This is a genomic window from Chitinophaga sp. 05T412 (assembly GCF_056396465.1).
In genome coordinates, this window is sequence record NZ_JBFTLN010000002.1 from 693,372 (window position 1) to 706,928 (window position 13,557).

The 13,557-nt window shown below is 44.1% G+C and carries 14 protein-coding genes; 5 read left to right on the plus strand and 9 right to left on the minus strand.

The window, feature by feature from the left end; all coding sequences use genetic code 11:
* Positions 1-188 precede the first annotated feature (188 nt).
* Positions 189-1,271, minus strand: a complete 1,083-nt coding sequence (locus AC1DFM_RS06495) for a FecR family protein (protein ID WP_477075884.1) — start codon at positions 1,269-1,271, stop codon at positions 189-191.
* Positions 1,272-1,478: 207 nt separating this feature from the next.
* On the opposite strand from AC1DFM_RS06495, the gene AC1DFM_RS06500 reads away from it, so the two are divergent.
* Entirely contained in the window at positions 1,479-2,081 is a 603-nt protein-coding gene (locus AC1DFM_RS06500; RefSeq protein ID WP_477075885.1) for an RNA polymerase sigma-70 factor, read from the plus strand.
* Positions 2,082-2,087: 6 nt separating this feature from the next.
* Here AC1DFM_RS06500 and AC1DFM_RS06505 read toward each other — a convergent pair whose 3' ends face one another.
* Positions 2,088-3,365, minus strand: a complete 1,278-nt coding sequence (locus AC1DFM_RS06505; RefSeq protein WP_477075886.1) for a MutS-related protein — start codon at positions 3,363-3,365, stop codon at positions 2,088-2,090.
* Positions 3,366-3,470: 105 nt separating this feature from the next.
* Positions 3,471-5,600 carry an alpha-ketoacid dehydrogenase subunit alpha/beta gene (locus tag AC1DFM_RS06510; RefSeq protein WP_477075887.1) on the minus strand — a complete coding sequence of 710 codons (2,130 nt, stop codon included), beginning with the start codon at positions 5,598-5,600 and terminating at the stop codon, positions 3,471-3,473.
* A 79-nt stretch (positions 5,601-5,679) separates the two neighbouring features.
* On the opposite strand from AC1DFM_RS06510, the gene AC1DFM_RS06515 reads away from it, so the two are divergent.
* A complete protein-coding gene (locus AC1DFM_RS06515) occupies positions 5,680-6,117 on the plus strand; it encodes a MarR family winged helix-turn-helix transcriptional regulator (RefSeq protein ID WP_477075888.1) in 438 nt (145 codons plus the stop codon).
* A gap of 150 nt (positions 6,118-6,267) precedes the next feature.
* On the opposite strand, the gene AC1DFM_RS06520 is transcribed toward AC1DFM_RS06515, so the two are convergent.
* The 4 genes from AC1DFM_RS06520 to AC1DFM_RS06535 form a co-directional block, all read right to left on the minus strand.
* Positions 6,268-6,879 (minus strand): fumarylacetoacetate hydrolase family protein, encoded by a 612-nt coding sequence (locus AC1DFM_RS06520; RefSeq protein WP_477075889.1) that lies wholly within the window; start codon positions 6,877-6,879, stop codon positions 6,268-6,270.
* A gap of 51 nt (positions 6,880-6,930) precedes the next feature.
* Entirely contained in the window at positions 6,931-7,506 is a 576-nt protein-coding gene (gene pth / locus AC1DFM_RS06525) for an aminoacyl-tRNA hydrolase (RefSeq protein WP_477075890.1), read from the minus strand.
* Between the two features lie 156 nt (positions 7,507-7,662).
* Positions 7,663-8,253 carry a 50S ribosomal protein L25 gene (locus tag AC1DFM_RS06530; protein ID WP_477075891.1) on the minus strand — a complete coding sequence of 197 codons (591 nt, stop codon included), beginning with the start codon at positions 8,251-8,253 and terminating at the stop codon, positions 7,663-7,665.
* A 37-nt stretch (positions 8,254-8,290) separates the two neighbouring features.
* Entirely contained in the window at positions 8,291-9,259 is a 969-nt protein-coding gene (locus AC1DFM_RS06535; RefSeq protein ID WP_477075892.1) for a ribose-phosphate pyrophosphokinase, read from the minus strand.
* 277 nt (positions 9,260-9,536) lie between these two features.
* Between AC1DFM_RS06535 and radC the strand changes: the two genes are divergently transcribed.
* From radC to AC1DFM_RS06550, 3 genes are read left to right on the plus strand one after another with little or no spacing between them, the layout of a single operon-like run.
* On the plus strand, positions 9,537-10,244 hold the full coding sequence (radC, locus tag AC1DFM_RS06540) for a RadC family protein (RefSeq protein ID WP_477075893.1): 708 nt from the start codon (positions 9,537-9,539) through the stop codon (positions 10,242-10,244).
* Positions 10,245-10,288: 44 nt separating this feature from the next.
* Positions 10,289-11,275, plus strand: a complete 987-nt coding sequence (locus AC1DFM_RS06545) for a Gfo/Idh/MocA family protein (protein ID WP_477075894.1) — start codon at positions 10,289-10,291, stop codon at positions 11,273-11,275.
* A 56-nt stretch (positions 11,276-11,331) separates the two neighbouring features.
* Positions 11,332-11,664 carry a membrane lipoprotein lipid attachment site-containing protein gene (locus AC1DFM_RS06550; protein WP_477075895.1) on the plus strand — a complete coding sequence of 111 codons (333 nt, stop codon included), beginning with the start codon at positions 11,332-11,334 and terminating at the stop codon, positions 11,662-11,664.
* Between the two features lie 12 nt (positions 11,665-11,676).
* Here the strand turns inward: AC1DFM_RS06550 and AC1DFM_RS06555 are convergent, their stop codons facing one another.
* Together AC1DFM_RS06555 and queA are read right to left on the minus strand one after the other, a co-directional pair.
* The gene (locus AC1DFM_RS06555) at positions 11,677-12,363 is read right to left on the minus strand and encodes a 2-C-methyl-D-erythritol 4-phosphate cytidylyltransferase (RefSeq protein WP_477075896.1); all 687 of its coding nucleotides are present in this window, start codon (positions 12,361-12,363) and stop codon (positions 11,677-11,679) included.
* Positions 12,364-12,440: 77 nt separating this feature from the next.
* Positions 12,441-13,490 carry a tRNA preQ1(34) S-adenosylmethionine ribosyltransferase-isomerase QueA gene (gene queA, locus AC1DFM_RS06560; RefSeq protein ID WP_477075897.1) on the minus strand — a complete coding sequence of 350 codons (1,050 nt, stop codon included), beginning with the start codon at positions 13,488-13,490 and terminating at the stop codon, positions 12,441-12,443.
* Between the last annotated feature and the right edge of the window lie 67 nt (positions 13,491-13,557).

Below are 13,557 nucleotides of genomic sequence, written 5' to 3' on the forward strand. Positions count from 1 at the left end.
AGGCCACCAATGACTTTTTTTCATAAATTTGTTTCGTTAGGTTAAATAATTAGGCCATTACCAGATTGTGTGGATCGGTTTAGTTGTTTTAGCCAGCAAATTTGAAAGGGGAATGTTCGAGCATTTCCCTTTTTTTATTTGCAGACCGCCATAAAAAAAGTAATATGATTTATGTGTCTAAAAGATGTTTACCATATGTCAATAACATTTTCCTTACTGTTCACTTCATAATGAAATCCGGACGTTAGCTGCAATGCCTGCAGAATGCCGTCTATGCTCTGTTTCCGAAAGGCGCCACTAAATACTTCGCTTTTGTAACGGTCGTTTTTAAACCGGATGGTTACATTGTACCAACGCTCCAGATCGTGTGATAACTGCTCAAAAGTGATTTTATCAAAATCAAATCGATCATTCATCCAGGCGGTAGTAGGGCTATTAACCGCTGCATCCCCTTCCTGGCTGACCTTTACAGGCGTAATGGTGTAATTGCTATTGTTGTTGGCATTCGCTGCTTTCACGGGTAAAGCAGTGTTATTATTTTTATCGATGATTAGTTTTTGCTCCGGTTGTAATACCACTACTTTATGTCCGCCGGAAGCTGACTTTTCCGGGAAGCTGACTTCTACTTTACCACTCAGCAAAGTGGCTTCCACCGTGGCATCTTCGGCATAAGCCTTTACATTGAATACGGTTCCCAATACCTTGATATTGGCATGTTCTGTTTGAATAATAAAAGGATGTTGCGGATCATGTTTCACGTCAAAAAACGCTTCTCCCACCAGGTTTACTTCCCGGTCGCCATTCAGGAATTTCGTTACATCATAACGTAAATGGCTGCACGCATTCAATACTACGCTGGTACCATCTGGCAGTACCACAGCGGTTTTTGAACCATTTTTAGTCACCACCTCATTGCGCAGATTCTTGTTCTGTGGATGCTGCCAAACACTGTACGCCGTTACCAGCACCACAATACAAGCCGCTACTCCCATCACCTTTTTCCAGGGAAACATCCGTCTTTCTTTTGCCAGCGCCGGTGTTGCCATCAGGCGATCTAAATCAGATAGCCCCTCCTGTAATAAGTGCTGTTCTTCAGCAGCCGTAAAGCCATTCCCTTCTCTCAATACCTGAATATCTTCTACAATGGTATACGCATAATGAAGACCGGGAAATTCCAACAGCAATGCTTCCAGTTCCGTCAACTCCTCAGGAGAAGCTTCCCCTGCAAGTTTCCTGGCCAGTAAAATGTTTATCCGGTGTTCTTCCTTCATCTAATTTTTTCGAATTACAACAGAAGGACGAAAAGAAATTGAAAAACCCCCAAAAGGATTTTAAAAATAATTTTCTGTTCATTTAACAAGGGCCAGAAGCAGCCAACAGGAGAGAATACTATCAATTTATCATGAAATAACATCAGTCTGGAAAAGATAACGTGATAATTATTTTTGTTAACTTTAACGTAATCTACGTTATATAATTTGCAACCATTATCAGCGGACAAAGGAATGGATGAGTCTACAATAAGTGAACTATTCAATAATATCACAGCGAACAATGATCAGGCAGCCTTCCGGGCTTTCTACAATCATTTCTTTGTGACGTTACTCCGTTTCTCCTATACCCTCACCCACTCCAAAGAAACAGCCGAAGAAATTACCAACGATGTTTTTATGCATTGCTGGGAAAAAAGAGCTTCCCTTTCTCACATCAAGAATCCGCAAGTATATTTGTTTGTCATCGCTAAAAATAAATCCATCGATCACCTGCGTAAACAGGCTTCGTCGCGACAAGTAGTATTTGAAGAAGAAGAAAAAATGGAAATAGCATTCGACAGCAATCCGGAACAACTGATGATTTCTGCAGAGATGGTACGTAAAATGGAATTTGCTATTCAGCAACTTCCCCCCAAATGCAAAATGGTATTTACGCTGATAAAACAAAACGGTATGAAATATAAAGAAGTAGCTACCGTATTAAACCTCTCCGTTAAAACAGTAGAAAATCAACTGGCCATTGCCATGAAACGCCTGACAGCTACAGTAAATTTCACCTTAGGCACTACCCCTAAACCTGTAAAATAATCCCGTTTATTTTCCCTGTAGCAAAGCTGGCAGCCCTTCTTTTTCAAAAATAATCCGTCCTATTTTCAAGTCCGACCAACCTGCACGCAGCCGGTAAAGAAATTGTGGCGCTTCATCCTTCAACACGCAATCAATATACCATGCATTTACAGTGGACAACAGCGGTTGTAATTGATACAAGTGTGTGGAGATGGTAAAAAAGCTGCCTGTAAAGCGCTGCAGTCCATGGATCGTTTGCGCAGAAATATCCAGGGCATCATCTACATTGGTACCTCTGAACAATTCGTCAAATACGGCAAAACAACGTTTGCCTGCATGTGCCTCCAGTACTACCTTTCGCAGGTGTTGTACCTCCATCATAAAATGACTGTATCCTTGTTTCAGGTCATCAGATAAGTTAATGATCACCGTGATGGAATCGAAGTAAGGCAAGCTGCACGACGTAGCAGGCACCCCTATGCCCGCATGTGCCAGGTACACACAAATCCCGATGGCCTTTAGCAGCGTAGATTTCCCGGACATATTAGGCCCTGTCAGCAACATCACCGGCCCGGTAGTATCCAGGTCATTCTTCACTGGTTGCTTCAACGCTGGGTGATAAAAATCTTTCATCCGGATGCCGCTGTCTGTGAAAACAGGAAAAACAAATCCATGTTTCACCATGCCTTTCGCCAGCGACAACCACGCTTCGTAAGCATAAAATGTTTCCCAATGCTGTGCTGCCTCTTTCTCTGTGATGCGCCGGTTCAGCAAGTCCAGTAAGAACAATTGATCCTTGATACCAAAGCGGTTCTTACGTATGCGCTCTGCAATTTCTTTAGCGCGAAACCGCAACAGGTATTCCTTCAATGCGGCCATGCGCTCACCAAATGCCGGTGGAAAAACAGCCGCATCTATCTGTTCAAAATACTGCTGCAGCAAGTCCATGAAAAGTCCCAGCTGCGCAAGACGGCTTCTCATGGCATAACGATGATGGCGGCGCCACAATAGCTGCACCGTAGCTATCGTAGGGGAGCTATCGTAATAATAGTACTGATCATTTATTTGTTTGAATGCCTGTAATACTTCCTCATAATCCTGGCGGGAGTAAGTAATTTGCGTATATACGTATCCGTTAGTAATGAACGACTGAATAAGTTGTTGCCGTTGGTATACTTCTTCCTTCGTTTCGGGTAGTTCCAGCAATACATTGATCAATGCCCGGCGGGCGCTGATATTGCCGGTAGTATCAAATAATGGGAGTAGTTGTTTTTCTATCTCAAGGTCAGTAACATTGGCTTTCATTGCCAAAAGATAGAAAAAATGAAGGGATGCCGGGGCGGTGGGAAAACATTTAACAAAATGTAAGGAAGCACGTAAACGCGCTTCCTTACTCATAATTATCTAGTATTAATAAGCTAATAATTCTTTGATGGCGGCTTCCACTTTTTCTGCGGTAGGCAGCATAGCGGCTTCCAGACCGGTGTTCAACGGGATAGCCGGCAAGTCCATGGCGCCCATGGTAAATACAGGAGCATCCAGGTAACGGAAGCAGGCCTTTTGAATACGACCGGCAAGTGCCTGTGCAAAGGAATTATTGAGTTGTTCTTCTGTGAGGATCAGGCACTTTCCATGTTGCTGTACCATGTCAAATACCAGCGCTTCATCCAGTGGGAACAAGGTGCGCAGGTCTACAATAGTAACATTACCAGGATACGCTTTGGCAGCTGCTTTAGCCCAGTATACGCCCATACCGTAAGTAATGATACAGATGGCGTTACCACGTGAAATATCTTTAGGATGCGCATGTAATACCACATTCCCTTTTCCCATCGGCAATACGTAGTCAGCCGCAGGTTCTACTGTCATGGCTTCCAGCGTGCCCGGCACCTTGCTCCAGTAAAGACCCTTGTGTTCCAGCATCACCACCGGGTTAGGGTCGAGGAAAGCAGCTTTCATCAAGCCTTTCATGTCGGCAGCATTGGAGGGGTATACCACTTTAATGCCTTTGATGCTCAGTAAGGTAGATTCCACGCTGCCGGAATGGTATGGTCCTCCGCCCCCATAGGCGCCAATCGGCACACGGATCAACGTTTGCACGGGATATTTACCATTACTTAAATAGCATGATTTAGATATTTCTGTTACCAGTTGATTGAATCCGGGATAGATGTAATCCGCAAACTGTACTTCCACAATAGGTTTTACGCCTACGGCAGAAAGCCCTGCAGTGGCGCCTATAATATACGCTTCCTGTATCGCGGTGTTGTATACACGATGGCTGCCAAATTTATCACCCAGGGTAGCTGCTTCGCGGAAAACGCCTCCCAGTCTGCGTCCTACATCCTGTCCAAAAAATATGGCTTCCGGATATTGTTGCATAATTTCTTCTACTGCGTGTAAGGCAGCATCTACCATCACCACCTTCGTTTTAGTGTCCGGGGTGCGGGTACCGCTTTCTGCTGTAATGGCAGCAGGTGCAAATACGTGTTCCTGTACTGTTTCAGGCGAAGGTTCCGGTGCAGCCACCGCTTTATCAAAGGCGGCCTGTATGTCCGTTACTGCCTGCTGTGCAATGCGATCCAGTTCTTCATCCGTAACGCCATGCTTTTGCAGCAGCGCTTTTAATTTAGGCAGGGGATCATTGGCTGCATGTTTTTCCAGGTCTTCCGCTGTACGATACCATTCTTTCCTCACGCCGGAAGTATGATGCCCCAACAAAGGCACATTGGCCTGTACCAATATAGGGCGGCGTTCGTGGCGCACGTAGTGGATGGCTGTTTCCATAGCGGCATAACTGGCAGTAAAATCACTACCGTCTACCCGCATGCGCTCCAGTCCTTTAAAACCGGCGGCGTACTCATAGGCGTCCATAGTGCGTACTTCCGCTGCGGTAGCGGAAATGCCCCAATCGTTGTCCTGTACCAGGTATATAATGGGTAGTTGTTTCAATACGGCAAACTGAAAGGCTTCGCTTACCTCTCCTTCGGTTACGCTGCCATCTCCCAGGGAACACAATACTACTGGGAATTCTTTGTCGGGGCTGGCTTTCAGCAGTTCGGAGTGAATCTGTTCCAGGTATTGTATGCCTTGCGCCATACCAGTAGTTGGAATCACCTGCATGCCGGTAGCGCTGCTTTGATGGGGGATTTGCGGTTTATCGGCTGCGCGGCTGTTCGGATGACTGTAATAAGATCTTCCGGCAGAAAACGGATCATCTGCTTTGGCCAGCAACTGCAGCATCAGCTCATAGGGGGTGAAGCCCATGGCCAATAACATGCTCTCATCCCGATAGTAAGGACTTACAAAATCCCATGGCCGCAATTGCAGGCCTGTGGCTATTTGTATGGCTTCATGACCTCGGGAAGTGGAGTGAACATATTTGCAGATAGGCCGGTTAGCTTCATAGGTGGCAGCCATTTGGCCTGCTTCACACATCAGGCGCCAGGCTGTTAACAATTCAGCCAGTTCGCCACTGTTACGCTCCGGATTAACGGCAGGCGCTTTTAAAGTTGAAACGCTTGTGCTATCTTTAAACACAATAAGACTGTTTTGGTGATGATGGTGGTTCAAAAACAATAGTTGCCATAGCAACAGTTGCTAATGCAAATTAATTAATATGACTGATACTTTCGTCAGTAATCCCTCTTTTTTTAAGTTGGATGCTACGCTTAAAAAATTGCGCAACTACTGGCAAAAAATGTTCGATGCCCAACAGAAGGACATCACAGTGGATCAATGGCTGCTAATAGAGAACCTCTATAAGCATAAAAAAACTACTCATAACGAACTGGCGCGTAATACTTCCAAGGATATTACCACCATTTCGCGCATTATAGAATTACTGGTAAAAAAAGGACTGGTAAAAAGGGAAACCGATGCACAGGACCGTCGCAAGGTATATTTACAGCTAACCCCGGAGGGTGTGGATAAATATAAAGACGTGAAATCACTGGTATATGATATGCGAAAAATTGGCTGGAAAACACTCTCAGAAGCTGATTATTCGGAGCTCACCCGCATCCTGGATACTATTTATGCCAATATTCCTTCTTAGGGTTAAAAGGGCTTAAAAGGACTTATTTTCGACTGATTTTTCCGTTTTAAACTCATTTTGCAATATCTCACAAAAAAAAAATTGGCGAAGAAAGCAGGTGTAAAACTGCTTTTCTTCGCCAATTCTTCTATTAATAAACAGGCAAAAAGCTTATTTCACGGAAAATTCCAGCAGGCTGTCGTCTTCAATAAAAGCTTCAAATCCATCTCCAATTTGAGCAGGTCCTACACCGGCAGGTGTACCGGTAAAGATCAGGTCGCCAATATTCAGGGTAAAGAACCGGGAAATATAGGCTACCAGGAAGTCGAAAGAAAATAAGAGATCCTTGGTATTACCTGACTGGGCCAATGTTTTATTCTTATATAAACAGAAGTTAATATCTTTTTTATCCATTTCCGGGGTAATGGGAATAAAATTGCCTACCAGAGCGGAGTTGTCGAAAGCTTTGGCTATTTCCCAGGGTAATCCCTTCGCTTTTTGCTTATCCTGCAGATCACGCGCGGTAAAGTCAATCCCTACGGAAATGTGGTCATAGTACTTATCGGCAAACTTTTCCTGTATATGCTTCCCATTTTTGCTGACTCTCAGCACCAACTCACATTCGTAATGCAGATTGGTGGTAAATTCCGGGTAATAGAAAGGATGCCCATTTTGTAGTAATGCATTCTTTGGCTTCATGAACAATACAGGTTCATCAGGCACTTCGTTCTTTAACTCTTTGGCATGGTCGGCATAATTCCTGCCTACGCAAATAATTTTCATAATGCGCTTTTTTTTAAAGATAAAAAAAACAGATAGCGATCAGTGATGCCATCACAACTGGAAGGTGAGTTTATTACAGTCATTCATGGTACGGGCAATGCCGATACTGGCGAAACTCTCTATAATTTCTGTGCTCTTATTAATTTTCTCCTGTACTACCGCTTCCTCCACATTTTTCCATTTGCTGAGTACAAAATCCACCTGGCGGCCTTTGGGGTAGTTGTTGCCCACACCGAAACGCAGTCGCGGATACTGGTTAGTACCTAATGATTCCTGGATGCTTTTCAAACCGTTATGTCCGGCATCGCTGCCACCGGGGCGCAAACGGATCACTTCAATAGGAAGCGCCAGATCGTCGAGGATCACGAGCAGGTTTTCTACTGGAATCTTTTCCTTATCCATCCAGTATTTGATGGCCCGGCCACTGAGGTTCATGTACGTAGTAGGCTTAATCACGATAAAGGTTTTGCCTTTCCATTTACATTCGGCTACATCTGCCAGGCGATCGTTATTAAAAACCGCGTTATGCTTGGCAGCAAAAGCATCTACCACATCAAACCCGATGTTATGGCGGGTATGCTTGTATTCATCTCCGATATTGCCTAATCCTGCAATTAAGTATTTCATTTGAGAAAATTACGAATTAGGAATTACGAATTACAGATTTGTGAGAAGATAATTACGGAAGATCTTCCCGAAGATCCATAATTCGTAATTGGTAATTCTAAACTAAAAAGCCCCTCTAAAAGTAGAGAGGCTTTTTGGAAAAATATTTCTAAAAGATTATTTCTTTTTAGCGTCTTTTTCAGCAGTAGCTTCTTCCTGACGCAGCTGACGGGTCATTACCACAGAAGCGATAGGAATACGTGGAGAGTTGGTAATTTCGATACCTTCTACTTTCACGTCTTCAACACGGATGTTTGCATTCAGCTCCAGGTTATCGATGTTAACTTCGATGTTTTCTACCAGGTGCTTAGGCAAAGTTTTTACTTTCAGTGCTTTCAGTTTGCTAACCAGTTTACCACCAGCTTTAACACCTACAGAAGAACCTACCAGTTTAATTGGAATAGTTACGCTTACTTGTTTGTCGTCTACCAGCTCCATGAAATCGATGTGAGCCAGTTCGTCAGTAACTACATCAAACTGCAGATCTTTCAATACACATCTGTAAGTTTTAGCGCCCAGTTTCACTTCTGCGATTTGGAAATCGGCAGTGTAAACCAGGGTTTTGAATGCTTTGGCAGGAGCTGAAAAATTAACAGTTTCTGCACCCCCGTAAATAACGCAAGGCACTTTTTCCTCAGAACGGATCTGGCGGGTGGCTTTTTTGCCGAATTCGCTCCTGAGTTGTCCTTCGATGGTTATTGTTTTCATTGTTTAGACAATTTATATTGATGTTTAAAAATACTCGTTATTCTCCCCGGCGATGACTGTGAATAAACAGGCTGGTGATAGATTTGTTTTCGTGCATGTTACGAATAGCTACCGCAAACAGCTCTGCTACTGAAATCACCTTTATTTTGGAATCGGGCCCCTGTGGTTTGATAGGAATGGTATCACATACCACTATCTCCTGCAGTACTGAGTTCTGGATGTTTTCGTACGCATTTCCGCTAAATACGGGGTGAGTACAAAATGCACGTACACTTCTGGCGCCTTTTTMCTTTAACAGGTTAGCAGCTTTGGAAAGGGTACCTGCAGTATCACAGATATCATCAATGAGCACAATATCCCTGTTTGTTACGTCTCCGATCACTACCATGGATGCGATTTCATTGGCACGCTTACGATGTTTATCGCAAATCACCATTTCCGCATTAAAGTAGGAGGCTACTTCACGTACTCTGTTAGTACTTCCTACATCAGGGGACGCAAAGGTAAGGTTTTCCAGCCTTAAATTCTCTATATAAGGAATAAAAATAGCGGAACTATCGAGGTGATCTACCGGGATATCGAAGAAGCCCTGGATCTGCGGAGCATGTAAATCCATGGTTATCACCCTGTTAGCACCTGCAGAGGTCAGCAAATTAGCGACCAGTTTAGAGCCGATGGCTACACGGGGTTTATCCTTTCTGTCCTGGCGGGCATATCCGAAATAAGGGATTACTGCGGTAATGTAGCCGGCAGAAGCACGTTTGGCAGCATCAATCATCAGCAGCAGCTCCAGTAGATTATCTGATGGAGCACTGGTACCCTGAATGAGAAAAACATAGTCGCCACGGATACTTTCCAGAAATACCGGCTGAATTTCGCCATCACTGAATTTCTGGATCTTTACTTTGCCAAGACCGCCATTAAGACCCTTGCCATATTTCTTGGCAATTTTCTCGGCCAATGCCGGATTACTGTTGCCTGTGAAAATTTTTACTGAAGGTTGCATACTAGATACTAGTGGAAAAGAGGTTGCAAAACTATGATTTTTGGGTGTACCAGCCTGATTTTTTTTAAAATGCTTTCCATATAGTTGTTTTTAAACAACTATAACATGCTTTGTATCATATTGCTCGGAAAGGTAAAAGCTCCCGAAAAATTCCCATAACGATCGATACCCAATATAACAATTTTATAATGATCAGAATCATATAGAATAAAAAAATGGGGAGGAGTGGAAGACAAACCGGGGGAAGAGAAGTATATTTGGGTAAATGGAATAAGTCATGTTTGTAACCCCTAAACCAGCCACTTATCTGGCCATTCGCTATTGGCCGGAAAATGAAAAACCCAGGGAAAAATTAATGAATACCGGCGCCGCCACCCTCAGCGATGCAGAACTACTCGCCATTTTATTGCAAACCGGTCATAAACACAAGTCAGCCCTGGAATTAGCCACAGAAATACTACGCCTGGCACATAACAATCTTGCTGAACTGGGAAAAATCAATGTGAAACAGCTGAAAAACCTTCGTGGAATGGGACATGCCAAAGCGGTCACCGTTTTAGCCGCTATGGAACTGGCCCGCAGACGACAGGCGGGCGCCATCCACAAAAAAAGCGTTATCAGGTGCGGTGCAGACGCCGCCCTATATTTTAAGCCTCTGCTCGCCGATCAATACCATGAATCTTTCCATGTCATGTTTCTCAACCACGCCAATAAAGTGTTGAAGCACCGTTGTATGAGCAATGGCGGCATGACCGGCACCGTAGTAGACACCCGCATCATTTTCCGTGAAGCACTCGATGCCAACGCCACCAAATTACTCCTCTGCCATAATCACCCATCCGGCAGCCTCCGCCCCAGCCAGGCAGATATCCACATCACCCGCAAAATAAAAGATGTGGGAGGCCTCTTCGATATTGATGTACTGGATCATATCATTGTTTCTGAAACCGGCTATTGCAGCCTTGTAGAAGAAGGAGTGATCTGAGATGATGATATTTGTTTACTTTCGCGGATATTTATTCATTCCATATGCTCAAAATAGGACTCTTCGGCGTAGGACATTTAGGTAAAATACACCTCTCTCAACTAGCCACTATGAAAGACGTAGAAGTTATAGGCTTCTATGATCCAAACAATGCTAATGCAGCCAGTATCTCCGAGCAATATAATATTCCGCGCTTTACCGTGGCGGAAGAACTCATACAGCTGGTAGATGCCATCGATATCGTGGCGCCCACCACCCTCCACTTCAAATTATGTGAACAAGCCATCCGGAACGGCAAACACATATTTGTGGAAAAACCAATGACCAACACCATGGATGAAGCTAAAACACTGGTAAAACTGGTGGATGAAGCCAATATCAAATTCCAGGTGGGCCATGTGGAAAGATTCAACCCCGCCTTCCTGGCACTCAAAGGGTATGATCTGAAACCCATGTTTATTGAAGTACATCGCCTCGCTGAATTTAACCCACGTGGCACCGATGTAAGCGTGATCCTCGATCTGATGATCCATGATATCGACATCATCCTCAGCATCGTGAAATCTACCGTTAGCCGCATCTCCGCCAGTGGTGTAGCCGTAATGAGCGACACACCGGATATCGCCAACGTACGCATCGAATTCCATAATGGTTGCGTAGCCAATCTCACTTCCAGCCGCATCTCCCTGAAGAAAATGCGCAAAATGCGCCTCTTCCAGAAAGACGCCTATATCGGCATCGACTTCCTGGATAAAAAAGCAGAGATCATCAAACTCAAAACACCAGAAGACGAAGGCTTATTTACCCTGGATATCGAAACCAACAATGGCAAAAAAACCATCGCGATCGATAACCCGGAAATCAAACAATCCAACGCTATCCGCATGGAACTGGAAATGTTCCGCGACAGCATCCTGCAAAATAAACCAGTAGTGGTCAATGCCATTGATGGCCTCCAGGCAATGGATGTAGCACACCAGATTTTAGCGAAAATAAATAAAGGCCTGTCTGAAACAGCTGCCGCCAAATAATTTGTTATTGTAACAATAGCCGCCGTCTGCCCGTTTTCATAACACAACCAATAATTATGAAACGTATACTTTTTGTACTGACGGCGGCCCTAATACTTTCCTCCTGCTTTAAAGATCCCCCTCCTCCTGTTGCAGCCTATATGTCGCATAAAGAAACCCTCTGCAATGATCCCTGGGGTAAAGCATTAACCACCACCAGCGACACCATTGCCAACTGGCTGACCAAACAAAATATTAAACATGAATACGTTACCATCCAGGGACAAATATTCCAGGGCGCTGCCAACGTGACCAAATGCGATACCTTTACCAATCGCATGATTGTAGCATCTATTCCTTTTACTGACACCGCAAAAGCAGCCGCCGTTGGCTTCCACAGATATTATTAAAAGCAACTGATTTTATACAGCCGCTTGCCTGTCTTTCAACAGCGCTTCCGCAATCGTCAGATCCAGTGGTTTGGTAATTTTGATATTAGATTCCTCTCCTGCCACCAGGTACACGGGATGTCCCAGTCGCTCCACTACCGTAGCTTCATCCGTAAATAACGGATCAAACGGCAGTTCAAAAGCAGGCAGAATTAATTCCGAAAGAAAGGTTTGAGGGGTTTGAATGATTTTGAAACGATCACGATCCACAGCAGCATTATTGCCGTCTGTTATCTCCCGGATACTATCTTTCATATCCACAACAGGAATAGCACTACCATGGCTGATAGCAGCTTCATAACAGTGACGGATCAACGTAGGAGATACCAACGGACGTACGCCGTCATGTACAAATACCACAGATGGTGTGGTCACTTGTTGTAACCCATTTTTTACGGAATGGAAACGGGTTGCTCCTCCGTTTACAATGGTAATAGCCGGCCGTTGTTCAAAGGCAGATAATAAATCGCTGGCAAAAGTGAAGTGAGCTTCCGGCAGTACCAATACAATTTCCATATCCGGAAAAGCAGTGGCGAAAGCAGTAATAGTGTGGTATAGGACAGGTTTTCCTGACAGGTCCAGAAACTGTTTTGGGACAGTACTCTGCATCCGGGTACCGGAGCCTCCGGCAACAATGATGGCTACTTTTTTATATTCCATATAAAAAAGAATTACGAATTACCTATTCCAGGCTACGGGAGTAATCTGAAATATGCAATTCGTAATTCATAACTTTTTTAAACGATCAACATGGCATCGCCATAGCTGAAGAAACGGTATTTTTCCTTAATAGCCTGCTGATAAGCTTCCATTACCAGGTCATATCCTGCAAAGGCGCAGGTCATGATCAGTAAGCTGGTCTTAGGCAGGTGGAAGTTCGTTACCATTGCATTTGGAATAGCAAATTCGTAAGGCGGATGAATGAAGGTGTTAGTCCATCCTTCAGCAGCCTTCAGGTGGTTTTGCGCAGTCACAGAAGATTCTACGGCACGAACAGAGGTAGTACCGATTGCGCAGATTCTGCGGTTCTCTTCCTTCGCTTTGTTCACCACTTTCACAGCATGATCTTCGATGTGAAAATACTCCGCATCCATTTTGTGCTTGCTCAGGTCTTCTACCTCAATTGGGCGGAAAGTACCTAAACCAGTGTGCAGCGTTACTTCTGCAAACTTAACACCTTTGATTTCCAAACGCTTGATCAACTCCCGGCTGAAGTGCAAACCTGCGGTAGGTGCAGCTACAGCGCCTTCGTACTTGGCATACACCGTTTGATAACGCTCTTTATCTTCATCTTCCGGCTTACGTTTAATATACTTAGGCAATGGCGTTTCACCCAGCTGATCTAACACCTGTTTGAACTCATCATCATTACCCTCAAATAAAAAACGAATAGTACGGCCTCTGGAAGTAGTGTTATCAATTACTTCTGCCACCAACGTTTCGTCATCGCCAAAATACAATTTGTTGCCTACACGAATTTTACGGGCCGGGTCAACAATTACATCCCACAGGCGGTTTTGCTTGTTCAGCTCACGCAGCAGGAATACCTCAATTTTTGCTCCTGTCTTTTCTTTACGACCATACAATCTCGCAGGAAATACCTTCGTATTGTTCACAATCATTACGTCCTTGTCATTGAAATAACCAAGGATGTCTTTGAATACTTTGTGCTCAATTTTGCCGGTATTACGATGTACCACCATTAAACGTGATTCATCTCTTGTCTTGCTTGGGTGCTGGGCGATCAGATTTAAAGGAAGATCGAATTTGAACTGTGATAGTTTCATATTACGGTATGAATGAATTTTTAGAGGTGCAAAACTACCGATTAATATCAACATCATCAAAAAATGA

Coding starts and splice junctions, on each gene's coding strand:
- AC1DFM_RS06495 (WP_477075884.1), bottom strand. CDS start 1,271: ATGAAGGAAGAACACCGGATAAACATTTTACTGGCCAGGAAACTTGCA.
- AC1DFM_RS06530 (WP_477075891.1), bottom strand. CDS start 8,253: ATGAAAACAATAACCATCGAAGGACAACTCAGGAGCGAATTCGGCAAA.
- queA (WP_477075897.1), bottom strand. CDS start 13,490: ATGAAACTATCACAGTTCAAATTCGATCTTCCTTTAAATCTGATCGCC.
- AC1DFM_RS06545 (WP_477075894.1), top strand. CDS start 10,289: ATGCTCAAAATAGGACTCTTCGGCGTAGGACATTTAGGTAAAATACAC.
- pth (WP_477075890.1), bottom strand. CDS start 7,506: ATGAAATACTTAATTGCAGGATTAGGCAATATCGGAGATGAATACAAG.
- AC1DFM_RS06505 (WP_477075886.1), bottom strand. CDS start 3,365: ATGAAAGCCAATGTTACTGACCTTGAGATAGAAAAACAACTACTCCCA.
- AC1DFM_RS06515 (WP_477075888.1), top strand. CDS start 5,680: ATGACTGATACTTTCGTCAGTAATCCCTCTTTTTTTAAGTTGGATGCT.
- AC1DFM_RS06555 (WP_477075896.1), bottom strand. CDS start 12,363: ATGGAATATAAAAAAGTAGCCATCATTGTTGCCGGAGGCTCCGGTACC.
- radC (WP_477075893.1), top strand. CDS start 9,537: ATGTTTGTAACCCCTAAACCAGCCACTTATCTGGCCATTCGCTATTGG.
- AC1DFM_RS06520 (WP_477075889.1), bottom strand. CDS start 6,879: ATGAAAATTATTTGCGTAGGCAGGAATTATGCCGACCATGCCAAAGAG.
- AC1DFM_RS06550 (WP_477075895.1), top strand. CDS start 11,332: ATGAAACGTATACTTTTTGTACTGACGGCGGCCCTAATACTTTCCTCC.